This window comes from Bacillus sp. SRI_025, from assembly GCF_057592095.1.
Window position 1 is genome coordinate 747,526 of sequence record NZ_JBYEGB010000001.1, and the last position, 26,266, is coordinate 773,791.

The following is a 26,266-nucleotide window of genomic DNA, read 5'->3' on the forward strand; positions in this document are numbered from 1 at the left end:
AAACCTAAATCATGCCTTATCAAAGATAGGGACAATGATTTAGGTTTTGCCTGCTTGACCAGTAACAATCCTAAAAGATTGTGGGTTATTTAGTTTATAGTTATAAATTATCATGTTAATTTTGTGATGTCAACGCTTTCTTTTTGAATTTATTTTCTTTTTATTACTCTGTCTATATGCAAAGTTAAATATAGCATTTCATCTTCTATGAGACTTCGGTTGTATTCTTTTTGAACATACTCGTTAATTTTTTCTGCGCATTGAAAAGCTGCAGTGTTTTTCTCTTTTACCACTTCATACAGAAACTCATTTTGATTTTCCATTTGTGTTTCGTTAAACAGACGCTGTCCGAAAAACTTCAAATGCGTCACAAATCGGAAATAATTTAATGATTCCTCGTCTAAATCAATTTGAAAGTGATATTTAACGATGTTTAAAATGTCTTGAATGAGTTTTGTGATTTGAATCACGTTTGGCATTTCCTCATTGAGCTCTGCATTGACAATATGCATGGCAATAAAGCCCGCTTCATCCTCAGGAAGATGGATGCTCAGCTTGTCCTCAATGATCCGAATCGCTTCTAAACCACATCTGAACTCATCTTTATACAGCCGTTTGATTTCCCAGAGCAAGGCATTTTTGATGTCCATTCCTTTTTGATGACGTTCTATGGCAAAGGTGATATGATCCGTCAGCGTCACATAGATGCTGTCATTTAGATTTTTGTTAAGAGTCGTTCTCGCATGCTCAATAATCGCCTCGCACACTTGCATATACTCGATTGGAATATCATAAAGCAGGGTTTTGAATTTTTCTGATATATCTTTATTTTGAATAGAAAATACCTTCTCGATTCGTTCTTCGTCAATCGGGTCTCCGCTTTTCTTTTGAAACGCGATCCCTCTGCCCATAATGACCAGCTCATGCTGCTCGTCATCATACGCACTGACAACATTATTATTGATTACTTTCGAAATGATCAATTGATACCCCCCAGTACATTCCGCTTTTTCGAGCATTTTATCGTTGATTGATATGTCATTTTATTATTATTTTCAAAAAAGAGGACTTTAAGATGATTTTACATTTTTTTTTGATCCGGTCAACTAGTAAGAATGACATATTGCCTCTTAGAAATGACGAAATAGGGACAAAAAAGTCTAAAAACATACACAAAAAAACACTCTATAAAGAGTGTTTTTACAAAATCAAGAGCAGTCCCAATTATAGACAACATTCTCGAAATTTTTTCGTTTGAGGTCTTCTGATTTGATAAAGAAGTTGGCAATACCGCAATCCCCCCACATCAAATCTACTTCGTCATCTGAGTCAATTTGTAATAACAGAACGGTATGTTCTTGATCTACATAGGTACGCGGGTCTTCTTGTGTAAACCCTGGATATCCGCCCAATTTGTGACCAAAGCCACTCGCTGTTTCATAAAATTCATCCAGCAGGGCATCTGCTTCATCGCCATTAACACCATCTGCATCTTCGAATAGGTCCCAGCTGTTCTTTCCTGTGACTTTTTCAAAGCGGAAATCTCCTACACTGATCGTTTCGCTTGCTAATTCACCTGTAATCGCGCCTTCCTTCGTCACAGGAAAATAAAAATCATCAGGAATTTTCACAAAAGAAAAATCAGTCAATAACTCTTCTTCTGCCAAGAAAGGTTCCTCAATGAATTTGATGCGAAAATCTTTTTGCTCTGTTTTATGGTCAATATTCATTCCATAAAGATCATCATGCACAGAAATAAAGACTTGCAAAATCCCTGTTTCTGGATAATCCTTCAGCTTTGGCAGCTGGCCGAAATTAATTTGCGCCAAAAGTTTCATAGGATGTCCTTCGCCGTCAACAGGATATTCGTCGTTTTTGGGGAAGTAAGGATCACCAGCTATTTTGCTGTCGTATGGTCCTGTTTTTCCTTGTTTCATCTGCAATTGTATCATTGGTTTTTCCGTTTCATCTAACAACGGACGGTAGGGTGCAAGTATTTCTTGCAGCTTTGCTGATTGTGTCACGATGATCTTCCTCCTTATGAATAGGTCTAATGACAAAACTAGTCTCTCTTTTTCTATCATACAGAAGTGTATCCTGCCTGTCAGCGATAAAACGGTCATAATCCTAACAAGTTTCTCACCTTGAAATGATAAAAAACCTCCAATTCAGCTGGAGGTTTTATCGTTTTTTTATTTCACTTGATAGTTCACTAAGTCGTTTGCTAATGCTTTCATCGTTTCGTTTGTTTCATGAAGGCCTTCAATAATTTTTGTAAAAGTGCCTACAAGTTCTGCCTGATGCTCAGAGGAAGCGACAATTTGCGCAATTTCTTCTTCCATTCCTTTGATTGACCCCTGCACATCTTTTAGGGCTGTTTCAATATCAGTTGTCGCCTGTTTCGCGTGAGTTGACAGCTTTCTCACTTCTGTTGCGACCACTCCAAAGCCTGCTCCTGCTTCTCCCACTCTTGCAGCTTCAATTGATGCGTTAAGTCCAAGTAAGTTCGTTTGATCAGAGATACCTTTAATGAGATTGGACACTTGATTGATTTTAGAGGAATTTTCGACAGTGGTTTTCGTATTTTGAAGAATTTGTTCACTTGTCGCTTGTAGTTCCTCTGAATGTGCGGCAACCTGCTGTACCATTGCGACTAGTTTTTCCGAAGCTTCGTTGCTCTCCGTCATGATGTGCTCTAATCGTTGTTGATTGGTTTGGTCATAGGCCACACAGAAGGCAGCAACTACTTGACCTAATTCATCAGTAATTGGAACGGCTACGATATCCATTGGAATCCCGTATACTTCTTTCGGAATTTGGATAAACGATGGTTCTCTCCCATTTTTCAGCATCGCAAAGTTTTGGAATCCAGGATCTACTTTATCACCAGCTTTAAATCCTAAATCAATATTCCCATGTTGCTGATAATAAAGAACCTTCTCTTTCCCTATAACAGAAAAGGTTAGCTGTTCTCTCATAGCAAGTCCAATGATTGGTAAAGCGTCTATAATGTTATCAATTCTCTGTGACATTCGCTTACGTTCATCCTCTCTTTTTCTCAGTACACCTTCTTTATCGGTTCGTTATATGATCTATTACAGCCTGTAATGTGTACTAATATCAATCAAATGACCTAAGACATATAAAAAGCCCACATTCTATCAAGAGAATGTGGTTGTTTTTTAAACAAGGTAAATGCACATGAAGACACTAATACCGATGAGAAAAAGATATATATAGTCAATCCATGAGGTGCTGATGATGTGATAATACGTTCGCTCTCTCGTCCCTGTGAAGCCCCTGGCTTCCATTGCAATCGCTAAGCGTTCTGATTTTCGTACGCCCTGCGTAAAAAGAGGTAATGCATAACGCATAAAGGCCTTCCAACTGTTTTTTTGCTTGTAGCCTCTGATTTTATGTGCAGCTTTCATTTGTTTTAATTCACTTTGAAATAACGGAATAAACCGGAAACCGGCAAGCATTCCATACGCCCATTTTGGGGACATTCGGCATTGATGAATCAAACTCATCATAAATGCCGTCAAATCTGTTGTGGACGTAAAAAGGAGGCCAAATGTTACAAATCCAAGCATTCTGAAAGCGATGGTGAGACCATTTCTTAAACTCTCCTCCGTGATATGAAACCACGCCCACTTCCAAACAGTATGATCCCCCTTGCCGAAGGCCGCCATCATCCAGAACACGAGAATAAAAAAGAGCAGATAAGGGACAAGCCTTGTGATGAGATACTTCATATTCCATCCACCTAAAACAAGTCCAATGCCAAGAGCAAACAGCCAGATGATAAAGGTTGTTTTAGGATCAGATATCGCCATGAGGCAGCCCATCGCAAGCAGGTGAGCGAGTAATTTCATGACTGGATTCACAGTAGAAAGAAAGGAATGATTACTTTGCAATCGTCAGCACATCCTTTCTTTCTGCCACATAGCGATAATGTAAAGGAGCTCTCAGCTGATAAGCATCGACAAGTTCCTGATTTGAAAATAAATCATAAGGGGGACCATCATATACATGCTTGCCTTGATGAAAAAGAAGCACTTGATCGGCACATTCATCGACAAGCTCCATATCATGTGTAACCATCACAATGGTCGTGCCTTGGCGCTGCCGTTCTTTTAAACGCCTCATTAATTCCTTCGCCGTTTTTTCATCCTGCCCGAAAGTCGGTTCATCTAACAGCAATACATCTTGATCAAAAAGGAGCATCGTGGCAACACTCAATCTTCTTTTTTGCCCTAAACTTAAGGTGAAGGGATGTGCTTTTGCATGCTTCTCTAAACCGAACTCTTTCAGTAGCTGGGCCGTTTTTTCTTGTACGACTGATTCTGGCCAGTTTCGCTGTCTGCCGCCAAAGGCAATTTCATCGAATACTGTGTCTTGTATAAATTGAAGCTCCGGATTTTGAAACACAAATCCTGCTTTTTCATAGAGTAGTCGGTCAGACCATTTTTTAAGGTTTGTTTCTTTTAAGAAAATATGACCTTTTTTAGCTGGCTCTAAGCGGATCAAATGTTTGAGAAACGTACTTTTTCCGCTCCCATTTTCTCCAATAATCGCCACCCAATCTCCTGCTTTGATATCAAGCTGAAGGTTACTCATAATCCTTTTTTTCCCGTAGCTTAATTGAAGATTTTCTGTACGAATCATTGTCTCTCGTTCGATTGACGGCACTTTTTCATGCTGCGCTTTTCTTGCTTCATAGGTTTGCATAAAGGTTTGACTCAGTGGATGAAATGGATCTTGAATAATCGTGGACCATTTCTCGGGAAATAATTTTGGCCGCCAAATTCCTGCCTCTTTCATTTCTTCCTCATATGTCACGAGCACATCTTTTGGAGCTCCATCTGCTAAAATGCTGCCTTGATCATCTAATAAAATCACCCGATCCATCCATTCGATGACTCCGTCAAGCACATGCTCTACAAAAATCATGGTTTGCTGCTGATCGGCTGCAAGCTGCTGCAGCAGTTGAAATATGTCCATTCTACCTGCCGGGTCAAGCTGTGCGGTTGGTTCATCAAAGAATAGAACATCCGGCTGTAATGCTAGTAAACAAGCAAGTGCCAATCGCTGCTTCATGCCGCCAGATAAAGTGTGAATCTCTGTATGCGGATCGACATTCAGTTGGACTTTTTGCATGAGCTGCTGAATGATGTCATCCATCTCTTCACGTGGGACGGAACGATTCTCTAAGCTAAAGGCAATTTCTTCATTGACGCGGTGCATACAAAACTGAGAGTCTGGATCTTGAAACATGACGCCTGTATGTCTTTGTAACACCACTTCGCCCTGCATGTCAGCTTCCACATGCTCTGGAATGATTCCAGCCAGAACCGAAATGAGCGTGGATTTCCCGCTTCCGCTCGGTCCTAAAATAAGCACCTTTTCCCCTTTTTGAATCGTAAGAGAGATTTGATGCAAAACTGGCTTAGGCTGTTCATAAAAACGGACAGTCAGATCATTGCACGCGAGAAATGAATTCATGCTGTTCACCTTTATTTCGTTTTTCTTTCATGATGGCATATTGATTGAGTACACCAGTTTTGGATAGTGCCTCCACCACCACTTTCGCAAGGCATCCGCCAAGTATCATTCCACTAATGATTTGAGTCACAAGCGTCATAAGTAAAACTTGAGGCGTATAATATCCGAAGCCATTTGCCACGAGACTGTACGCCATCGCTCCGATAGCGGCAAAGGCACCAGACAGCATCAGTGTCCACATGCGGTATCGTTTATACCCAAAAAGAGCGAAGGCGATTTCTGCCCCAAGCCCTTGGCATACACCAATCAGCAGAGCTGAAAGTCCGAAGTGGCTGCCTGTCAATAATTCCACAGCCGCGGCAGCTGTTTCCGCAATCAGGGCAGCCCCCGGCTTTTGAATGATATACGCAACGATTGGACTGGCAATGACCCATATTCCAAACATGATATTGCCTCCTGCTGGGCCAACAAGTGCTGTAATCGGTAAGTAAAGTGTGGACCATCCTAAATAGATCACACCGCACGCAACGGATAAAATCACGGCAAGGACGACTTCTTTCATCTTCCATGTCATGATGTATGCACCTCCAGTTGAACTGGCCACTCTTCAACAGTAAAGGCCATTTCCCAAAACTTGTACTCGAGCTGGCAGCTTAAGATAAAATGCTGTTTCATTTTTTCCTTTTCCTTCTCACTTGCTGCTTCTGCCAATTGATCGAGCCGTTTGCAAAGCTCACCTGTGACAGAATCGGTTAACCCTCCATAAAACGTGATCCATTCATAAAACGGATGTGACAGGTCTGGCTGCACATCTGTGAGCATTCGTTTCCCTATTTCCCAATATGTCCAAGGACATGGAAGCAGGACAGCGATGATTTCACCAAGCGTACCTTCCTGTGCGACTTGCAGCATGTGATGAATATAGTGATGAGCACTCGGAGCCAAAGAAGCACCTTGGAGCTCATCATACGCTACTCCTGCCACTCGGCAAAGGTTTTGATGAGGGTGCGTTTCACTATCTAGTACAAACGCAATCTGCTGATGAAAAAACGCAATATCCTCTCTGTCTGTACATCTGCTGAGCGCTGCTGCATAAATTTTAATGAATGCTTGTAAGTATTCTGCATCCTGTTTGACATAATGAATGATCTGTTCCTTTTCCAGCTTTCCTGCTGCCAGGCCTCTAACGAACGGATGCTGATAAATGGCTTCAAATAACGGTTCTGCTTCTTTCCTTAATTGCGTAGAAAATGTCATAAAAAAAGCCTCCTCTTCTTCAGTTGAATAAATGAAAAAGCCACCCCAAATGGAGCGGCCTTCTTATCGATTCAATCATGAATAAGACAAGGTCCAGCTCCACTTCCCTCCGCTAGTACGAACTAGATCAGGTTCAAAGGGTCCAAGATTTTCTCTTGTCTCAGTCATACATGACTCCCCTAGTGGACTTTTGTCATTTAATTATCTTTACTCTACACATGTGGCGATTTGATGTCAACCGCCTTTCTTAATTCAACGTTCTGATTGTTGGCAGTTTCTCGATTCCTGCAGCATAGTAGAAATTCAACACACTGAAGAAATCAATTGGCTTTCCTGTTTTTAAATCTACAGCTAAAATATGATCACCGTAATTTGTCATATCATCAATATCTAAGCGTCTTGGTGTTGTCTTCCCAAGTGTATCAACAAAGCTACTATGGTAGTACTGCCCGCTAGCAAACGATGATTCATGATACATAAATAAAGTCTCCACATCTAAGTAGACGAGAATGGCCTCTGAGGAACTTGCGTATGGAGCAGAGTACGACACTGGTGCCGAAATACTTTTCACCTTCACACTGTCAACAGAATGAGTTCTCTGTTCATATTTTCCATCATATGAGAAGTAAAATACACGCTCCCATTTATAATCGGCGGTCTTAGATTGTTTGTTATACACTTTTGTACCATTTGCGAAAACATCCCCATTGGCATACGTAGCGACAAAGTATTGCAATGTTGATGACAGGGATTCAGCACCTGTGAAATTTGGTGGGTTTTTGGCATTTACCTGTAATGTATATGAGTCTCCAAAGTCTCCACCACTGGTAATACCAAACGCATAATCACCCGCTGGTAAATTGCTTAACGCAAGCAGACTGCCTGCCGGTTGAATAAGATCCGTTGGGTAGGCTTGTCCTGTTTCATAATCAACAACAAACAATTGAACGAAATAATCAGGGTTTGAAGAAGTAATCCGGCTGATGAGTGCCTGAGGTGAAGATGTGCTTAAAAACCATAAATCAACTGGGTCTTCCTCTGTTAAGACAGCCGATTGATTTATGGCTAGTCCATCAATGGAGCGAACGGCAGACGTGCGCATTTTGCCATCTTTAGCAGCTTTTCGTTTGATACTGATTCCTTTCTTCTTATTCACTTTAAATGATTTTTTCACTTGCTTCTGTTGGATAGCGGTTCCTTCGTCCTGCTTCAAAAACGACTCTTGCACTTGCTGAATCGCTTTTTCTGTCAGTAGTGATTGTTTCCCACTTGATTTTGGTGCTTCTTCTGCTTTTAATGCTGGTGAAAACAAACCTGTTGCGATGAGTAAAACAGACTGTAAAGCTGCAGTGATTTTGACATAAAATGCTCTCACAGGAACATCCCCTTTTCCTCTTTTGGGTTTTTTACCCTGTGATAATTTTACCATTATTCCAATCATTGTTTTGGTCTTTTTTGGGACATTTTTATAAAAAAAAAACCAGCCGCATGTAACGGCTGGTTTTTGATCGTTTTATGCAATAGTTTTAACAAACAAACGTGCTGTTTCTGCACTTGATCCTGGGTTTTGTCCAGTAATGATTTGTCCGTCAACGACAGCAAATGGCGCAAAGGCATCTCCTTTTTCAAACGCTGCCCCCTGCTCACGAAGTTTTGTTTCCAATAAAAATGGAACCTTTGGTGTCAGCTGCACGGCTTCCTCTTCTTCGTTGGTGAAGCCTGTGATTTTTTTGCCTTCGATAAATGATTTGCCATTTTCGTCCTTCACATCAACGAATGCTGAAACACCATGACAAACGGCTCCGATCGCACCATTTTTATCTGAAACCGCTAAGATCGCATCCGCTACCAATTGATTAGACGCAAAGTCGATCATAGGGCCGTGTCCCCCAGCAAAGAAAATGCCGTCATAATCAGCTGGATTCACATCTGTAAGCGCCTTTGTGTCTTGAAGTAGTTCATACACATCTTGATATTGCGCTGGGACACCTTCAGGAATTGAATTTTTGTCAATTGGTACAGTACCGCCTTGAATAGAGACAATTTGTACTTCTAGTTCATTTTCTTTAAAAATATGAAATGGCTCTGCTAACTCTTCTAACCATAAGCCTGTTGGATGTCCATTCATTTCTGGGCTGCTTGTCGATACTAATAACACTTTCTTACTCATCTTGATCATCCTTTCGATTTATCCTGTGGTTATTTTATATTTTGCACAATTAAATATCAAGCAATATGACTTTAGGTCAGTTCTTTATGTTATACCCGATTTTCTAAAAAATATGGTATGACTCAAAATCTAATCAATATGTCACATTCTATTGGTAGGGAATTTCATGTAAAATTGTCATTGAGTGATATAATATGAGGAAAGATTGACAGATCTCTCGTGTCACATGAGGAGATTTTTAAAGGAGTGGAAAAAGAGATGAAAACCTATTCGATTGTGATGATCATCATCACGCTCTGTATTATATTGGCCGTCTTTTTGATGAACCTAACAGGGGTCATGTACGGAAAAATCATTTTGGCCGTTGCTGTTGCCCTTTGTCTGACATCCATTATTCGTTTGATGGGACTTCGAAAAAGATAAAAGCCGCCCTTTTCTAGGGGCGGCTTTATTTAAGATTAGATCGCCAGCATCAGTGCAATTAATGCAAGAAGCGCTGGTACTCCTTGTTTGATGATAATTGATTTATTGGATGTTACACCGCCAAATACTGCTGCGATGATCACACAAAGAATGAAAAATAGCTGAATCATATATCCAACGGTATTCGATCCAAGAATGAGTCCCCAAATGAGTCCTGCTGCTAAAAACCCGTTATAAAGCCCCTGATTAGCAAACATCACTTTGACATTTGAATCTTTTTGCAAGTGTTCTGGCAGCTTAAAAGATCTCTTCGCCATCTTTGATTCCATAAAAAACATTTCTAATAACATGATGACAATGTGTTCTAATGCGACAATTCCTACTAAAATCATTGCTAAAATATTCAATTTAGTTAATTCCTTTCTGATAGACGTTCACGAATTTCTATTTTATCCGTGTATAAATCAAAGTCTTGTATTAATTCTAGGGCTTCTGTAAAGCGACTTTGTGGAATGTCTTTCATTTTTCTCACGCCGAATTCCTTTTTAATAAAAGCCATGATGGTATTGATATGAAGCTTACCATGACCATCATACTCCAAATGGCTGCAAAAAGTCTGCATCGTCCCTCGAATCACCTTTAATTGCTTGGCAGTGACATAACTCATTGGTAACGCTCATCCTTTCCTTTGTTTTAACAGCTAAAAGAATCATGGTTGAAAGAAAAACCTTCCAGGCTCTATTATATAATGGTTTCAATCGGATATCAAAATAAAAAAGAACAGACATTCGATTAAAAACCAAATCGTGTCCTTATTATAGTGTCCTTATTATCCTTTCCTCACATATCAAAAAGCCGGATTCAATAGTAGAATCCGGCTTTCTATTTAGTTACTTTTCGAAATTAACACCTTTCCAACAGAACGATCCTTACTTTGTCCAACGACTTTAAAGGATAATCCATAGTTCGGTACATCGCGTCCTGCATCTGGGTTGTTTGGATTCACATAGTTCTTTTTATCACTAAATGTACGAGTCGGGCGAATGTAGCGATCTTGCAAAGTTAAGCCCGTTGTTGCTGTATAATCGATATTCAGCTTTGTACTTGGATTCAAAGAGAATGCTGCATCATGTACTTGGAAGCCTGTGGCGGCAATGGAACCGTCACTCCATTTTAATACTTGCTGATCTGCATCTACTACGCCAAGGAAGCCGTTCCCCGGATGCTTTCCAACCCAGTTATCACTGTATGATTGATCGACTAACCACACGACCAAACCGTTATTATAGCTCATCAGACTTGCACCGCGTTTAATATGCTTTAAGCCTTTATCGACATCAGCATAAGAGCGCCACTCTAGTAAATAGTATTGTGCTGCATATTGTTTTCCATTAGATTTTGAGAATCCATTAAAGGTAAAAGTAGATGTACCCTCGGCATCATCTGACCATACGTTCGTTCCGTCTGCTTTGACGTTCAGATCATCTACGAATAAACCTGGAAGTGAATAGCCTGCATCGGTTGTGTAACGGAATTGCAGGTCGATTTTCTTCCCTGCATAAGCAGACAGGTCAAAGGATGCATCTACCCAGCCGTCTGATTTTCCATCGATGCCATTGCCTTCGTTTGCACCTGCTTCATTTCGATCATTCGTGATGTTACCCGCGATGGTCTTCCATTGATCAGTCCCTGTTTCACGCACTTCGACATACGCATAATCATAATCTTCTTCAATATCGTACCACGCTTTAAATGTCAGCTCTGCTTTGCTTCCTTTTGATAAATCAATACCTGTTGTCGTCATGGTTGCATTCAAATTGTCACCCGTTCCGCTGAAGTACGAATATTTTCCTTGAGCAGGTGTCGTGACGACAATCTCTTTATCTGGTAAATCTACTCGAACGGCATCATGGTTCGTTCCTTTTGTTGCTGCTTCATCAATTAAGACGGTTTTGCTTTTCTTTAATGTTTTACCATCGATGGTTTGTCCAGAAAGCCAGTTGCCCCCATGCAGATTTTGAAGCATTTCTTTCGCATATGGGCTAAAGCCTGTTGGTTCCGTACCAGGAACTTTACCTGCCCAGCTTCCGCTTGACATGATCGACCAATAAGAAACGGGCTCTCCGTTGCCTGTGTACTGTGTATCGTACTCGTCAGGAAGACCAAGATCATGTCCGAATTCATGTGTAAACACACCTGCTGCGCCATCTTCAGGCTCAATGGTGTAATCCAATGCGCCTATTTTCCCGCCTTGCCCGACTTCAGATTCAGTATCCGGAATTTCAAATACATCACCAAGTGACCAGCGGTGTGACCAAATCGCATCAGCGCCAAGTTGTCCGCCGCCTGCTTCTTCACCTACACCCGCGTGAACGACCATCAGATGGTCAATGATGCCGTCTGGCTCGTTATAAACACCGTCGCCATCAATATCATAGCGGTCCCATTGATCATACTCGCCGAGATCAACATTCGGATCTTTGGCTGCTGCTTCGAGTGCTTCTTTTACCAATTCGCGCGGTCTGCCGTCACTGCCTGAATCGTCAGGTACGTTCCCGCCGTAATATGCTGCTTCATGCTTCGCTGTATACCATCCTGCAACTGTTCCACTGACTGTGTAACTGCCGCCGGATTGCTTTTCATAATATTGCTTCATGGATACTTTTCGTTTCCCATCTGGACCGATGTAGCCATTTTTTCCGAAAAGCATATCTTGATAATGCTGTTGATCAAACTTGTCATAATACATATCAGTCTCTTCTTTTTTGATACTATTATGCTTATAATCTTTAAAATCTACTAATAAAACCAATACCTTATCATTGCGGACGTCACCTTTATACTTTTCCTTTTTGACCGGTTTTACTTGATTGCCTTCTTTTCCTTTATGCTTCTTTAACTTTTTCTTTTTGGCAAGTTTGTTATGTACCTCTTGTTTGTATTCTTTGAGGAATTCAGGCTCTTCTGTTAAAGTGCTGGCACTTTGTTTCATTGCCGATTCTTCTTTTTTCTTTAGATAGTTCTTTAATGCTTTTTGGGTTTCTGCCTCATTAGCATTCTTTTTGATCTTTCCTTGTTTTTTCAAGGCTTTGACGAGACGGTCTTCATTTACGACGCTTGAGTCAAATGGAATACCTGAATAGTGACCGCCGTCAGAGGATGTTGATTTTTCTGTGGTGTGGGCAGATAGAGGGGTGCTGAAAGCTGTCAATGTGCCTAAACTTAGCACAGCGGTTAGTGCAATTTTCGTCCATTTCCCTTGTTTCATATTGGTTCCTCCCTATTTTGGTAATAAATAATATCTAATTCTAGCATATTCCAATATAGTTAAGTCGAAAAACATTTTATTTTCAGAAATTTTGTGGAAAATGCACAATACGTAAATGAAATGGGTGAAACCATATTCCGAAATAAAAGAACCCTAGGCGATAATCGCCTAGGGTGTTTGTTGTTTTTCTATGAAAGCTGCTGGCCTTGAAAGGCAACCACGTCAAGTGGAGCGGCTAAGAATTCTTTTGCCTTCGCTACGAAAGCCTGGAAATGAGCACTTGCATTATGGCTTTGAACCGCAGCGTCATCTTTCCACACTTCTACCATTAAAAAGGTATTTTCCTTATCTGTATCCTTGAACAGCTTGTAGGAAACATTGCCTTCTTCAGCCTGTGAAGCTTTCATTAATTCGTTGATTTCTTCTAAAAATACGTTTTCTTTTTCTGGATGAATGGTCATCCCTGCATGAATAATAATCATTTGATCGTCTCCTTTTGAAAAGATATTATTTCCACTCAGCAATACGATCAACCGGTAAACGGTAAGATGCATAGCCTTCGTCAGCTGCTTTCCCAATTGATAGCAGCATGACTGGTACATAACGTTCTTTATCCCAGCCAAATGTTTCAGCAATGACTTCTTTATCATATCCGCCAATTGGATTTGTATCATAACCGTGTGCACGTGCAGCAAGCATAAGCTGCATAGACACAATCCCACCGTCAATTAAAATTGTTTCGCGGTTCACTTGCTCTGGAAGAACCTCAAAGTGTGCAGTTAATGCAGCAATTTGTCTTTCTTTCACTTCTTGCGGCATGTAGCCATGCTCTACTGCTTTTGAATAAATTTCTTCTAAGTATTCATCGCTTTTCATATCTGCAAAAACTGCAATGACAGCTGCTGATGTTGACACTTGTGTTTGGTTGAATTTTGCAAGTGGTGCAAGCTTTTCTTTTCCTTCTGGGCTGTCAATCACCATGAAGCGCCAAGGCTGTGCATTCACTGATGATGGTGCAGTTGTTGCTTCTTCTAAAATCTCTGTCATTTCTTCTTTGCTGATTTTCACAGATGGATCATAGTTACGAATAGAGCGGCGCCCTTTCATAATTTCCATAAAATCGTTTGTTTTTAATGTTGTAGCCATGTGTAACACTCCTTTAGGTTGTTTGAATCTTTTCGATGTTTTGTTGTATACGGATGAGCACATCAGTGAGAAGCCTTCGTTCTTCTTCACTTACGTTTTCAAGCATTTCTGAGATAAATCGTTCTTTTTCTATTTTAGAAGCTTCGATTCTTGTTCTGCCTTCGTCTGTTAAGCGAACAAGTGTGACTCGATTGTCTTCTGGTTTTCTTCTGCGTGTGACCATTCCTTTTGTTTCTAACTGTTTCAAGTGACGCGTCACAGCTGCACTATCAATATTTACTTTTTTCTGCAAATCTGATTGGCTGATTTCATCGGCTTGGAATAACAGCGATAACAACTCAAGTCTTGATTGGCTGATGCCCGTGCATGCTTCGAACTTCACGCCCATCATACGGTTCACGCACTGCAAACGATATAATACCTCTGCCTCTTCAGAGCAAAATGCAGTCAATGCCATCCCCTCTTTTCTATTCGGAAATCAATTACTTGATATATCAATCATTGACTCGTCAATTAATATACACCCATTGTTTGATGATTGCAAGAGGTTTGTTTCATAAAGTGAATTTTTTTATTTCAATAGAAAATGACGAGCATAAAAAAAGACAAAAGCGACGAATCACTTTTGTCCTTTTTCTTTATTCAGTAATGACCGTGTGGATCAAAGTTGGTGCATCGGCATGATCAGCGATGCGGATGTTGTCATAAATTTTCTCCATCACATTTGCAACATCTTCTCGATTCGCATGCAGTGTCACAAGTGAATCTCCTTTTTCAACACGATCGCCCACTTTTTTGTTCAGCATGATGCCGACAGATAAGTCGATATCGTCCTCTTTTGTTGCGCGTCCTGCTCCAAGAATCATCGCTGCAACACCGATTTCGTCCGCGACGATTTCAGCTACGACACCTGATTCTTTTGCAGGTACTTCGATTTTGTAAGGTGCTTGCGGCAGTTTTTCAGGCTGATCCACAATTGAGCTGTCTCCACCTTGGTTTTCTAAGAATTCCTTGAATTTCTCAAGTGCTTTGCCGTTTTTCATCACTTCAATCAGCTTTTCTCTTGCTTCATCAAGTGTGTCTGCTTTTTTCGCAAGAACGACCATTTGACTTCCTAATGTGAGCACAAGCTCGTTTAAGTCTTCAGGACCTTCGCCTCGAAGCGTATCAATTGCTTCTTTCACTTCAAGGGAATTTCCAATCGCTAATCCTAGCGGCTGAGACATGTCAGAGATGACCGCCATCGTTTGTCTGCCAACGTTGTTTCCGATGCGCACCATGGCTTTTGCAAGCTTCTCTGAGTCTTCTGGTGTTTTCATGAAAGCACCTGCGCCTGTTTTCACATCAAGTACAATCGCATCTGCACCAGCAGCAATTTTCTTACTCATAATGGAGCTTGCAATAAGCGGAATTGAGTTAACAGTTCCTGTCACATCACGAAGAGCATACAGCTTTTTATCAGCTGGTGTCAGGTTGCCTGATTGACCAATAACCGCTACTTTATGACGGTTCACGAGCTCGATGAATTCGTCTTTTGTAATTTCTACATGGAAGCCTTTGACCGCTTCAAGCTTGTCCACTGTACCGCCTGTATGCCCAAGGCCGCGCCCAGACATTTTCGCAACAGGTACATCTAGTGCCGCAACAAGAGGAGCGAGTACAAGCGTAGTTGTATCACCTACACCACCTGTTGAGTGCTTGTCTACTTTAATACCCTCAATAGCAGACAGGTCAATTGTATCTCCTGAGTTCGCCATAGCGAGTGTTAAGTCTGCACGTTCTTGATCCGTCATATCTTGGAAGAAAATTGCCATAGCCAAGGCACTTGCTTGGTAGTCAGGAATTGTTCCGTCCGTATAACCTTTGACAAAGAAAGAAATTTCCTCTGAAGATAATTCTTTTCCGTCACGTTTTTTCGCAATGATATCTACCATTCTCATTGTTTTCACCATTCCTTTTTTAAAATTAGAAAATTAAACCAACAACGCCTGCTGTTAAGAAGCTGACAAGAGTTGCACCGAATAACAGCTTTAATCCAAAGCGTGCGACAACGTTCCCTTGCTTTTCGTTTAAGCCTTTGACTGCTCCTGCAATGATACCGATAGAAGAGAAGTTAGCGAATGATACAAGGAATACAGAAATGATCGCTTCTGTACGAGCACTGAATTGGAAAGCATCACCGGATAGAATTTGCATTGCCACAAATTCGTTAGATACCATTTTGGTCGCCATAATGCTTCCTGCTTGTACCGCTTCGCTCCAAGGAACACCAACAATGAACGCAAATGGAGCAAAGACATATCCAAGTACATCTTGGAAAGAAACACCGATGGCAGCTGTAAAGATACCGTTAATCATCGCAATTAATGCAACGAATCCAATCAACATTGCAGCAACAACAATCGCTACTTTGAAACCATCCATAATATATTCGCCAAGCATTTCGAAGAAGGATTGTCGTTCTTCCTCAACGACTTCAAGCATGTCTTCGTCCTTAGACACTTCATATGGATTGATGATCGATGCGATAATAAATCCACCAAATAGGTTCAGCACAAGTGCTGTAACCACGTACTCTGGTTTAATCATTTGCATGTACGCACCAACAATCGACATCGATACTGTCGACATTGCAGATGCACATAATGTATAAAGACGCTGCTGTGGTAATAATCCAAGTTGTTTCTTAATAGAAATAAAGACTTCTGATTGACCTAAAATCGCAGACGCTACTGCGTTGTAAGATTCTAGTTTTCCCATACCGTTTACTTTACTAAGCAAATATCCGATTCCACGTACGATAAGCGGAAGAATACGCCAATGCTGCAGGATACCGATTAACGCTGAGATAAAAACGATCGGCAGTAAAACATTGATGAAGAACGTAGACGCTTTATCATTCATTAACCCGCCAAATACAAAGTTGATTCCTTCGCCGGCATAGCCTAGAAGCATTTGGAATCCTTTTGCAAAGCCTCCGACTAGGAAGTTTCCAACACCTGTATTGAGCAGAATATAACCTAAAATAAATTGCAGTACAATCATGACAATTACTGGACGGAATTTCACTCGTTTTTTCCCATTACTAGCCAGCCATGCAATGGCCAGAATCACTAGCAAACCGATGATACCAATCACGTATTTCATGTTTTTCCTCCTTGAATGAATTCGTTTACATTAATGCGCTTGTATGGAACAAACCCTATTTCGTAAACAAAACGCGGAAGAAATTCCCAGAAGAGAGGTCCTTCCGCATATGACTTTTTCATCATTTATGAGTCATGAATGTTATCCTACCATAGGATCGTATGAATTAATAGTCTTTCGAAGGAGATGATTGATCCCCTTTGATAATGGAAACGCCTGCACTCGCGCCAATACGGGTAGCACCTGCAGCTGTCATTGCCTCAACGTCTTCTTTTGTTCTCACGCCGCCTGATGCTTTCACACCGATGTCAGGTCCTACTGTTTTACGCATTAATGCGATGTCCTCAGCTGTTGCACCGCCTGTACTAAATCCAGTCGATGTTTTCACAAAATCAGCGCCCGCTTTCACTGAAAGCTCACAAGCTTTGACTTTTTCTTCATCAGTAAGTAAACATGTTTCAATGATAACTTTCACTAATGCTTTGCCTTTTGCTGCGTCTACAACTGCACGAATATCTTGTTCAACCACATCATATTCGCCGTCTTTCAATGCGGCAACATTGATGACCATGTCCACTTCTGTTGCACCGTTTTCAATCGCATCCTTTGTTTCGAATGCTTTCACCGCTGTTGTGTTTGCGCCTAACGGGAAACCGATGACTGTACATACATCAACACCTGTTCCTGCTAGTTCTTTCGACGCAAGAGATACCCAAGTTGGGTTCACGCAAACAGATGCAAATTGATGAGTCTTTGCTTCTTCAAGTAACTGCATAATTGCAGCTCTAGATGTATCTGGTTTTAGTGCTGTATGATCAATGAGCTTTGCTATCGTCATGCTTCACACTTCCTTTTAATTATGATACTTTCATCATATATGACGGATGAACAATTGTAAACATGGTTATGAAATTTTGTTCATCTATTTTGTGACATTTAAAAGAGCCCTCGCTGTGTGCTGATCGATGATCAATACATTCGCATATTTTCCTCTTAGTGCGCCGTGTATAGAAGCCACCTTTCGATGACCGCCAGCGACAAGAATGGATCGTTCTTTTTTCCTTAAATCATCTAGCTCCACACCAATTGTGCGATTGTTAATGGCTTTACTGCAAATGCGTCCATCTTGATCATAAAAACGCGAGCAAATGTCTCCGACACTGGATGCCTTGAGGAGCGCTTTTTCTTCTTCACGGAAATAACCTAGTCTGAACAAAAGTGCCTCATCTCTTACCGTTCCAACAGTAAACACAGCGATATTTGCCTGCTTGCCCATTTCAATAATTCGCTGAATATGTCTGTCCTGCTCCACCATTTCCTTGACAGCAGCACTATCAAATACAACAGGAAGCGGCAAATAGCGCGGTGCTGTTTGAAAGGCCTCCGCAAACAACTGAATGGTTTCCGCAGAATATGTATTCACATGAGAATGGCTGATTCCGCCCTTGAGCTGGACAACCTCTACACCTTTTACCTGTTTAGGTTGCATCTTTTGTGCAATTTGATACATAGTCGTTCCCCAGCTCACGCCAACGATATCACCGTCTTTCACCGTTTCTTGCAAGTAATCTGCACCAAATCGGCTCAAATAATCGGTGATGGTTGGATAGTCGTCCTTTGGCGAAAACACCACATGAGCTTCGAGTAGGTCATATTTTTCCTTGAGCAATGAAGAAAGCTCGTTTAAATCCTCGAACGGATCCATCACCGTAATTTGGACGTATCCCTTTTCTTTCGCATATTGAAGCAGCCGAGATACAGTCGGTCTCGACAAGTTGAGCTGCTTGGCAATTTCCTGCTGGCTGTAATCAGACAAATAGTAAAGCCTTGCCGCTTCAATACTCAGCTGTTGTTTCTCTCGATCCATTCATACGCCCCCTTTTTTCTTCTATCATAACAAATTGTTCACCTCTTCATGCACAATTGTTCATTTGAAGAAAACGGTATACGTTGCATGAAAGGTCTCATTCATTTCTAACGTTTGAATGCCAAACTTCTCTTTATACTCCCCATTCGTCCCTTCCATATCGGCGATGCCATACCACGGCTCAATACAAACAAAAGGAGCCATCGTTCCTTTTTCTTGATCATAAGGCGACCAAATGCCCACGAACGGAAAACCAGTGAGATCGACCTCAACTCCGTGACCTGCCCTAGAAGTCAAAGACACTCGATTGATATGGCTAAAGATCATCGCATCATGCTGAAAAAGCTCTGGCCGAAGCTGGATCGGCTCAATCTCAATGCCTTTTCCTTTCTCTCTGACAAGTGAATTCCGCAGTTCATATTGCACAGGGAGATGTTCAGTCGAAGGTGTCAATGTGAGTGAATAATCTACTGCTTGCTCACCTTCAACAAGAGGAACACGAAATGCTGGGTGCCCTCCAATGGAGAAATACATCGTATCATCTCCGTCATGATCAATTTCCCAGGAAATCTTCAGTCCATTTTCCAATAGTTCATAACGAATACGTGCTGTAAATTCATACGGGTATTGCTTCACGTGCCGGCCTCTTGATTCATATTGAAAGGCCACCGTATGCGCCGTTTCTTCATATAAATCAAAATTGACATCACGCAAAAATCCATGCTGCGTGAGCTCGAAGGTTTGATCGTCAATCTTGTATTGATCATTCATTAATCGCCCAACAATCGGAAACAAGACAGGCGACACCCTGCCCCAATAAGCTGGATCACCAGACCACATATAGTGACGCCCGCTTTTCTTGTCAAGCACCTCCCTGACTTCCGCTCCCTTTTCATGAATCTGAACCAATAACTGATCATTTTCGATCGTTCTCATTCAACACATCCCCTTTCCTTCTTCTTTTATTATGACAGGGATTTTGGTTTTGAGTATCAAATTCGACATCTCTTCACCCACCAATTCTTTTTTCGTATGAAAAAAATTTAAAAAAAGACAGAAATTCGCCAACAAAATGTAATGCTGATTCGTCTAATCTTATATAAAATAAAAGAATCGTTGCTCTTTTGAATGAACAACAAAAAGAAGCGTTTGACATTGATGGGGGATTCATTTTCATGAACAGCAAGGAAAATCGTTTTCGTTATATTTTAGGATTAGATGGACTAAGAGCCGTTGCTGTATTGGCAGTCATTGCTTATCACTTACATATCGGACCCGCAAGCGGCGGGTTTCTTGGCGTTGATTTATTTTTTGTCATTTCTGGTTACTTGATTACAACGATCTTGTTACATAAGCAGGATTTAGGCTATCAAGAGCTTTTGCCATTTTGGATGGGACGGATCAGGAGGCTTCTTCCAGCTGCTTACATCATGATTTTTATTACCGTCAGCTGGTGCGCGATTGCTGGTTCAAACGCATTATTGTCCATTCGTGGCGATGCCATATCGTCCTTTTTTTATGTCAGTAACTGGTGGTATATTTTTCACGAGCTTTCATATTTTGATAGCTTCAATGCCCTATCTCCACTGAAAAATTTGTGGTCTTTGGCAATTGAAGAGCAATTTTATATCATTTGGCCGGTCCTGTTGATTGCAGGGCTGAAATGGGTAAAAAACAGATCTCACCTGCCTATGATCACCTTTGGCCTAGCACTTGTCTCCGCCCTATGGATGGCCATTCTTTATTCACCAGATACCGATCCAAGCAGGGTTTATTATGGAACAGATACTCGTGCATTTGCGCTCCTGATTGGGTGCAGTCTGGCATTTGTGTGGCCTATGCAAAGACTATCCAGCAAGAAATTACTTCCTGTTGGCAGACGTATTTTACATATTGCCGGGTTCGGTTCGTTTGCGATTTTCCTACTTTGTATTTATGCAGTGGACGATTTCGATGCCTTTCTCTATCAGGGCGGCATGCTTTTATTCTGTCTGAATGCGGCCATCTTAATTGCGTGCGTCTGCCACCCTGCAAGTCTTATCGGGAAATGGCTGTCCTTTCAGCCGCTCGTCTGGCTTGGTAAGCGGTCTTATGGTATTTACCTATGGCATTATCCCATTATCGTACTGACCACACCGGTCATTGAAATTGGACAGCCTTCCATCGCGCGTGTCACATTGCAGCTCATCGCCATTTTACTAGTTGCTGAGGCTTCCTATCGCTTCATCGAACAGCCAATCCGCCAGCATGGCTTCAGACAATATTTTGCCTCTTGGTCTATTTGGAAAAAAGGCATCAAACAATGGTCTACATCTAATAAGGTGTTCCTGGGAATCACCGCAGCTCTTTTGATCTTATTTATCATTGGCATGTCTAACTCGTCCACTTCCTCCCCACATGTGAAGGAAGTGACGCAAATTAAGACAGCACCGAAAAAAACAGCCGAACCTTCTGAATCAAAAGCGAAAAAAAAGAAAGAAAAGCACAAGAAAAAAGCAGCTGATCAAAAACAATTTCACCAAATTCTTGCCATTGGTGATTCTGTCATGTTAGACATTGCGCCGAATCTTGAAAAAGCATATAAACAGATCACCATCGATGGGAAAGTTGGCAGACAGATGAACGAAGCCATCAGCATCGCCCCTCAATACAAATCATTTAATCAATCTGATGCCGCTGTTATCATTGAACTTGGCACAAATGGTTATTTTACTGAGGACACGTTGAAAGCATTCATTCAAAACTTTTCAAAGGCACATATTTTCCTAGTGAACACGAGGGTCCCGAGGTCATGGGAAAATGATGTGAATGCGGTAATTCAGCGAGTGGCCGATCAAGATCAAAATGTCACCTTGGTTGATTGGCATTCAGCTGCTAGTGGACAGCCATCCTATTTCCAGCCCGATGGTGTCCATCTTTCAAAAAAAGGTTCTGACACATTGACACAGCTCATCACAGCGAGCATCAAGAAAAAAGGGGATGTGTCGACATCATCATAAAAAAACAAGCATCCAGCTTGTCAATGTGAAGAAATTTGTGCAGGTGCTCTACTATGAAGCAAAACGTATTTTTATGGAAGATGAAAAAAGACATGCTCTCCCATGATGGGGCGTCATGTCTTTTTTTGTGATGGGGCACGGAGCTGCATTATGTTTTACTTTTAAAGGACCAAACTATTACAGGTATGAGAAATAAAGATAAAATTCCTCCGCTTAAAGATAATGTAGCATAACTCGTATTCGCAGCTACCATTCCTGAAAGAGCACCGCCAGCAGCACCTGCTAACGCAATAAAAACATCGAGTGTTCCTTGGGTTTTGGCCCGGGTTGATGGTTCTGCAGAATCAACTATTTGAGCAGTACCACTAATTAAACCAAAGTTCCATCCCAATCCAAGTAAAGACAGAGCAATGATTAATAGAATCATTGAATCACTTGGTGCGAATGCTGCTATTAAGCCAGCAAGTAACAATGTTATGCCCGACGCTATGCTCATAGTTGTTCGTCCTAATTTATCTACAAGTATCCCCGTGATAGGTGAAGGAAGATACATTGCACCTATATGAAAACCAATAACAATTCCCACTTCGGCTAATCCATAACCATGATGCTGCATATGTACAGGTGTCATGGTCATGAGTGCAACCATGACAATTTGAGTTAAGATCATAACCGTGGCACCTACTGTAATCCCTTTTTTATCTATTGTTTTATCAACAGCATCTGGTTGATTTCCATGCTCATGTTTTGCTTTGTACGCTGCTATTCTTTGAGCAATAACTAACGGATCAGGACGCAGCAGAATAAAAAGGACAAGACCTGCTACAATAAATGCTGCGGCTGATAAAATAAAGGGACCCGCAAGTGATGGAACACCAATTGATACGGCGAATTTACCCATCATTTCAACTAAATTCGGACCTGCTACAGCCCCAAATGTTGTCATGACCATTGTCATACTAATGGCCGTTGCACGCTGTTTAGAGTTCGCTAAGTCAGTCCCAGCATAACGAGCTTGTAAATTTGTAGATGTTCCCGCACCGTAAATGAAGAGCGATGCAAATAATAAAATGACACTATTCATCATAGCTGCAATCACAACGCCAATTGCTCCGATCCCTCCAACAACAAAACCTGTCGATAAACCGATGCGTCGTCCATAACGTTGTGAAAGTTTTCCTACAATGAAAGCTGCCAAAGCCGACCCCAAAGTAAATAAAGCCATTGGAACTCCTGCATAGGCTTCAGTTCCAAGCATTTGTTGAGCTAAAAGGGCACCTACCGTAATCCCTGCGGCTAGTCCAGCCCCTCCAAATATTTGCGATAGACTAACAACGAACAATACTCGTTTATATAATTTTTTCAATTTTTGGGGTGAATCTATATAATTCTTAATGATATCTTGTTCTGTATTTAACACTTGTAAACACCCACTTGAAATTTATTTGCAAAACGTAACCTTTTTATCAAACCCGTCTACAACCCTCCATTTGAATCACCCTATGTTCGTATTCTTTTATGCCGTTAAAAGGCTGGCTTTCAGCGCTAACACACGCTTTCCCTTCGTTTTTTGATCCACCAACGCAAATTCTCCATTCTCATACGCTAATGAAAATAATTGTTCGATATGAAACACACCTGTCTGAAACCGCCTGCTCAATAAATGTAGTGCTGCAGCAGAGGCGACTTGAGCTGTGGCTTGAGACTCATCATGCCCTTTTATCCCAAGCGCTGCTTGATGAATCTTGTTCCTCTCCATTCCTGTCGCCTCCACTTTCACTGCATATTGATCTGTTCCCATTTTAGCCGATTGTATCATGGAAATGGCTCTTTCCTTGATTTTCGGAACAGTGAGAAGTGACGTCATTCCAAGACTCCTTGTGAAAGCAAATGCCCGCGTTGCCGCGCGAGAATCAAAACAAAGCCTTGTCGTCACAGAAGGCACGCTGAGTGTCAAAGGCAATGTCTGCTGATCAGAGAAGGGGAACTGATAGGCTTTCCTCTTTCCAAGTTTCACCCCAAAATCTATACGCTTGCCTCCAGTAAAGCTTTTGACTCTTTTACGTTGATGATGCTCAGTAAGCACATAGTCAGTATGGACATTGTCAAGCGTCCATTCAATGGCGGCTTTTCCATGCTGATCACCCAATCCAAGCATAATCCCTATATCTATTTGATTCACTGATGAGAGCATAGATGATGCTTTCGCTGCCAATAAATTCGTAAGGCCAGGCGCAAGCCCAACACTGAGTAAAGCCGTTGCACCGATGTACTGCTGATCCAGCTTTGCCACCTGTTCCATGTACGCCCCTTTCGCAGAGATATCTATATAATCAATACCTGACCGCAGAACTGTTTCAGCAAATGACGTGTCTTCTTGATCGAGACACATGATCACCAGCTTTGTGTGATCCACCCAGTCCGAAAATAACGGCTCACTGACATCAAGTTGATAGGGAAGAACCTTCCCTTTTGTCTGGCGTGAAAATTTCTCTGCCTTCTCATAGCTTCTGCCTGCTGCAACAATTTGACCGGGATACACTTCACTTAGCTGAAGACATATTTGCTGTCCAACATGTCCATAGCCGCCTATCACCATCACCTGTGTTCTCATTTCTCATCCGCCTCTCTACGATTCCGTTTGCAAACAAGCCCTTTGATCATTCCTGCCTGAAAATAAGGTCTGATGTCTTCAAATCCTGCTTTGATTAATTGCGCTTTTATTTCTTCCTCGGGAACAGGGTGTGTCATCTGTCTCAGCCTGTTTTTAAAGGACGTAAACACCTCTTTTTGTAGGCCTTGCCGCTGCATGAAAAGAGAAAGCATGTGAAGCTCCTGTTGAAATGCATGGGACTTCATCTCGCCTTGTATAAATGCCAACATAAACGGTGCTTCTGGTTGAAGCCTGCGGGCAACCTCGTCTAAAAAGAGCTGGCGCTTTTCTATAAAATGAATGACAAGCAAGCTCACTGCTGCATCGTAAACAGGTTCAGCTGAAACCTTATCTAATGAGGCCTCATGCCATGTGACACGCGCCTCCATTTCTAGCTGTGCAACTCGTTGTTTCGCCATGTCCAGCATAGAAGGTGAAGGATCGACCCCTGTGATGAGCCAGTCTTCTTTTCTTTGTAACATGTTGATGATCTCTTCGCCCCCACCCGCTCCGACAGTTAGAATACGAGACCCCGCTTTCTTTAATTCAGTTTCTAATACATCTACTGTTAACTCATGCAAAAGGTGATAGCCGGGTACTTTATGTGAAATCGTCGCTGCATATGACTCAGCAACTGGATCGTGCCAATGCTGGTTTTCTTTCATGTCCTTCTCCTCCAGTTCCTTTCCGCTTTCCATCGTTTCCTGTACACTAACGATATGACATCTTTATTGTAAAAAGAGACACCAGAAAACACGATCCCTAAAAGTGGGGATTTTTGAGGAGGAGATCATGTGACCAATCCAGCCACTCATTTTCAGCAGCTGAGACAACACATTCGGGACGAACTTGCTGCCGTCCTTGATTTTGATGCCGCCTGTATCACGACCATTGATCCAGCCACTCTCCTCTCGACAGGTTCCTTCACAGATGAACCGATTGAAGAAATTCATGACCAGCTGTTTCAAAATGAGTTTTTAAAAAGGGACGTACATCAGCATGAGTTTCTAGCCAAAGGTCCTGTTCATGCTGCGAGCCTAGTCCAAAGCGGAGAATACCTTAGCAGTGAGCGCTACCAAAATATTTTGTTACCTAAAGGATGGTCTGATGAATTGCGGGCAGCTCTTGTGATTCAAGGGGAATGCTGGGGGATGGCCAGCCTCTATCGTCTAAAGGACAAGGAACCTTTTCAAGAAAATGATATCCAAGCGGTCATCGAACAAACGCCCAGACTCGCAGCCAAGCTAAGAGATGAACTTTTCAAGAAAAGAGATACTGAAGAAGACGCGGCGGCGGAGCAACAAGGATTCCTTATTCTTTCGCACGACTACAAGCTTCTTTATGGAAATGAGACAGGTCTTCATTGGCTTCAGACGTTTCAAGTCTTTGAACAAATCCATGACAAGGCGATCATGCCACGCCCGTTTAGAGCATTAGGGGCAAAACTTTTATACGGCGGTATTGAGCAAACAACGGCAAGCATGACGAGATTGCCTACGGGGTTGTTCCTCTCCCTTCAAGCCTTTCGATTAGCGCAGGCAGACACACAGGAGGAGGCTGTCATGATTCACATCAAACGAGCCCAAACAAATGATATTCTTCCTTATGCGGCGAAAACGTACAGACTGACAGAAAGAGAAATGAACGTCCTCGACTGCTTATTAAAGGGCCAGTCGACAAAGGAAATTGCGAGCACGTTATTTATTTCACCCCATACCGTTCATGATCATGTGAAAGCGATGCTGCAAAAGACGAATTTAAGTAGCAGACGTATGCTTGTTTACTTTTTCTCCAATATATAAAAAAGCGGCTACCGCACTGGTAGACCGCT

The 26,266-nt window shown here is 41.7% G+C and carries 26 protein-coding genes and 1 riboswitch; of the genes, 3 read left to right on the top strand and 23 right to left on the bottom strand.

Going from position 1 to position 26,266, the window contains the following annotated elements; all coding sequences use genetic code 11:
• Positions 1-149: 149 nt before the first annotated feature.
• The 9 genes from licT to AC20OE_RS03885 all read right to left on the bottom strand — a co-directional run bounded on the left by licT (position 150) and on the right by AC20OE_RS03885 (position 8,932).
• Positions 150-983, bottom strand: coding sequence for a BglG family transcription antiterminator LicT (gene licT / locus AC20OE_RS03845; RefSeq protein WP_024423922.1), 834 nt, complete (start codon positions 981-983; stop codon positions 150-152).
• Between the two features lie 225 nt (positions 984-1,208).
• The gene (locus AC20OE_RS03850; RefSeq protein WP_487268446.1) at positions 1,209-2,024 is read right to left on the bottom strand and encodes a YwqG family protein; all 816 of its coding nucleotides are present in this window, start codon (positions 2,022-2,024) and stop codon (positions 1,209-1,211) included.
• A 168-nt stretch (positions 2,025-2,192) separates the two neighbouring features.
• Positions 2,193-3,032 (bottom strand): methyl-accepting chemotaxis protein, encoded by an 840-nt coding sequence (locus tag AC20OE_RS03855; RefSeq protein ID WP_487268448.1) that lies wholly within the window; start codon positions 3,030-3,032, stop codon positions 2,193-2,195.
• A gap of 150 nt (positions 3,033-3,182) precedes the next feature.
• Entirely contained in the window at positions 3,183-3,917 is a 735-nt protein-coding gene (locus AC20OE_RS03860; protein WP_487268450.1) for an energy-coupling factor transporter transmembrane component T family protein, read from the bottom strand.
• A complete protein-coding gene (locus AC20OE_RS03865; RefSeq protein WP_487268452.1) occupies positions 3,907-5,505 on the bottom strand; it encodes an ABC transporter ATP-binding protein in 1,599 nt (532 codons plus the stop codon). The genes AC20OE_RS03860 and AC20OE_RS03865 overlap by 11 nt, the downstream gene beginning before the upstream one ends.
• Entirely contained in the window at positions 5,480-6,079 is a 600-nt protein-coding gene (locus AC20OE_RS03870; protein ID WP_059377433.1) for an ECF transporter S component, read from the bottom strand. Before AC20OE_RS03870 ends, AC20OE_RS03865 begins: the two co-directional genes overlap by 26 nt.
• Positions 6,076-6,762 carry a thiaminase II gene (gene tenA, locus AC20OE_RS03875; protein ID WP_390272471.1) on the bottom strand — a complete coding sequence of 229 codons (687 nt, stop codon included), beginning with the start codon at positions 6,760-6,762 and terminating at the stop codon, positions 6,076-6,078. Before tenA ends, AC20OE_RS03870 begins: the two co-directional genes overlap by 4 nt.
• Before the next feature lie 87 nt (positions 6,763-6,849).
• A riboswitch (TPP riboswitch) is annotated at positions 6,850-6,953 on the bottom strand.
• Between the two features lie 56 nt (positions 6,954-7,009).
• Positions 7,010-8,137 carry a hypothetical protein gene (locus AC20OE_RS03880; RefSeq protein WP_487268455.1) on the bottom strand — a complete coding sequence of 376 codons (1,128 nt, stop codon included), beginning with the start codon at positions 8,135-8,137 and terminating at the stop codon, positions 7,010-7,012.
• A gap of 138 nt (positions 8,138-8,275) precedes the next feature.
• Complete coding sequence (locus AC20OE_RS03885; protein WP_099663832.1) at positions 8,276-8,932, bottom strand: type 1 glutamine amidotransferase domain-containing protein; 657 nt, start codon at positions 8,930-8,932, stop codon at positions 8,276-8,278.
• Positions 8,933-9,190: 258 nt separating this feature from the next.
• Here AC20OE_RS03885 and AC20OE_RS03890 point away from each other — a divergent pair, with 258 nt between their 5' ends.
• Positions 9,191-9,355, top strand: a complete 165-nt coding sequence (locus AC20OE_RS03890; RefSeq protein WP_003214630.1) for a hypothetical protein — start codon at positions 9,191-9,193, stop codon at positions 9,353-9,355.
• 35 nt (positions 9,356-9,390) lie between these two features.
• On the opposite strand, the gene AC20OE_RS03895 is transcribed toward AC20OE_RS03890, so the two are convergent.
• From AC20OE_RS03895 to AC20OE_RS03945, 11 genes are all read right to left on the bottom strand, one after another.
• Positions 9,391-9,762 carry a DUF1304 domain-containing protein gene (locus AC20OE_RS03895; RefSeq protein ID WP_059377440.1) on the bottom strand — a complete coding sequence of 124 codons (372 nt, stop codon included), beginning with the start codon at positions 9,760-9,762 and terminating at the stop codon, positions 9,391-9,393.
• Between the two features lie 5 nt (positions 9,763-9,767).
• Positions 9,768-10,022, bottom strand: a complete 255-nt coding sequence (locus AC20OE_RS03900) for an ORF6C domain-containing protein (protein WP_047203551.1) — start codon at positions 10,020-10,022, stop codon at positions 9,768-9,770.
• Between the two features lie 219 nt (positions 10,023-10,241).
• The gene (locus AC20OE_RS03905; RefSeq protein ID WP_059377443.1) at positions 10,242-12,623 is read right to left on the bottom strand and encodes an immune inhibitor A domain-containing protein; all 2,382 of its coding nucleotides are present in this window, start codon (positions 12,621-12,623) and stop codon (positions 10,242-10,244) included.
• Between the two features lie 188 nt (positions 12,624-12,811).
• Positions 12,812-13,105, bottom strand: coding sequence for a putative quinol monooxygenase (locus AC20OE_RS03910; RefSeq protein WP_039182626.1), 294 nt, complete (start codon positions 13,103-13,105; stop codon positions 12,812-12,814).
• A 25-nt stretch (positions 13,106-13,130) separates the two neighbouring features.
• Complete coding sequence (locus tag AC20OE_RS03915) at positions 13,131-13,769, bottom strand: nitroreductase family protein (RefSeq protein ID WP_039182629.1); 639 nt, start codon at positions 13,767-13,769, stop codon at positions 13,131-13,133.
• Positions 13,770-13,782: 13 nt separating this feature from the next.
• On the bottom strand, positions 13,783-14,226 hold the full coding sequence (locus tag AC20OE_RS03920; RefSeq protein WP_080772274.1) for a MarR family winged helix-turn-helix transcriptional regulator: 444 nt from the start codon (positions 14,224-14,226) through the stop codon (positions 13,783-13,785).
• 181 nt (positions 14,227-14,407) lie between these two features.
• Entirely contained in the window at positions 14,408-15,709 is a 1,302-nt protein-coding gene (locus tag AC20OE_RS03925) for a pyrimidine-nucleoside phosphorylase (protein WP_039182634.1), read from the bottom strand.
• A 25-nt stretch (positions 15,710-15,734) separates the two neighbouring features.
• A complete protein-coding gene (locus AC20OE_RS03930; protein ID WP_039182637.1) occupies positions 15,735-16,916 on the bottom strand; it encodes a NupC/NupG family nucleoside CNT transporter in 1,182 nt (393 codons plus the stop codon).
• Positions 16,917-17,082: 166 nt separating this feature from the next.
• Positions 17,083-17,754, bottom strand: a complete 672-nt coding sequence (gene deoC, locus AC20OE_RS03935) for a deoxyribose-phosphate aldolase (protein WP_039182640.1) — start codon at positions 17,752-17,754, stop codon at positions 17,083-17,085.
• Between the two features lie 84 nt (positions 17,755-17,838).
• Entirely contained in the window at positions 17,839-18,783 is a 945-nt protein-coding gene (gene deoR / locus AC20OE_RS03940) for a DNA-binding transcriptional repressor DeoR (RefSeq protein ID WP_059377448.1), read from the bottom strand.
• Between the two features lie 60 nt (positions 18,784-18,843).
• Positions 18,844-19,719: an aldose 1-epimerase family protein gene (locus tag AC20OE_RS03945; protein ID WP_059377458.1), complete on the bottom strand. Its 876-nt coding sequence runs from the start codon at positions 19,717-19,719 to the stop codon at positions 18,844-18,846.
• Between the two features lie 239 nt (positions 19,720-19,958).
• Here AC20OE_RS03945 and AC20OE_RS03950 point away from each other — a divergent pair, with 239 nt between their 5' ends.
• Positions 19,959-21,782 carry an acyltransferase family protein gene (locus AC20OE_RS03950; protein WP_059377520.1) on the top strand — a complete coding sequence of 608 codons (1,824 nt, stop codon included), beginning with the start codon at positions 19,959-19,961 and terminating at the stop codon, positions 21,780-21,782.
• A gap of 148 nt (positions 21,783-21,930) precedes the next feature.
• Here AC20OE_RS03950 and AC20OE_RS03955 read toward each other — a convergent pair whose 3' ends face one another.
• The 3 genes from AC20OE_RS03955 to AC20OE_RS03965 form a co-directional block, all read right to left on the bottom strand.
• On the bottom strand, positions 21,931-23,202 hold the full coding sequence (locus AC20OE_RS03955; RefSeq protein ID WP_059377462.1) for an MFS transporter: 1,272 nt from the start codon (positions 23,200-23,202) through the stop codon (positions 21,931-21,933).
• A 96-nt stretch (positions 23,203-23,298) separates the two neighbouring features.
• The gene (locus AC20OE_RS03960; RefSeq protein WP_059377464.1) at positions 23,299-24,396 is read right to left on the bottom strand and encodes a saccharopine dehydrogenase family protein; all 1,098 of its coding nucleotides are present in this window, start codon (positions 24,394-24,396) and stop codon (positions 23,299-23,301) included.
• Complete coding sequence (locus tag AC20OE_RS03965; RefSeq protein WP_487268463.1) at positions 24,393-25,100, bottom strand: class I SAM-dependent methyltransferase; 708 nt, start codon at positions 25,098-25,100, stop codon at positions 24,393-24,395. The genes AC20OE_RS03960 and AC20OE_RS03965 overlap by 4 nt, the downstream gene beginning before the upstream one ends.
• 129 nt (positions 25,101-25,229) lie before the next feature.
• Here AC20OE_RS03965 and AC20OE_RS03970 point away from each other — a divergent pair, with 129 nt between their 5' ends.
• On the top strand, positions 25,230-26,237 hold the full coding sequence (locus AC20OE_RS03970; protein WP_059377469.1) for a helix-turn-helix transcriptional regulator: 1,008 nt from the start codon (positions 25,230-25,232) through the stop codon (positions 26,235-26,237).
• Positions 26,238-26,266 lie beyond the last annotated feature (29 nt).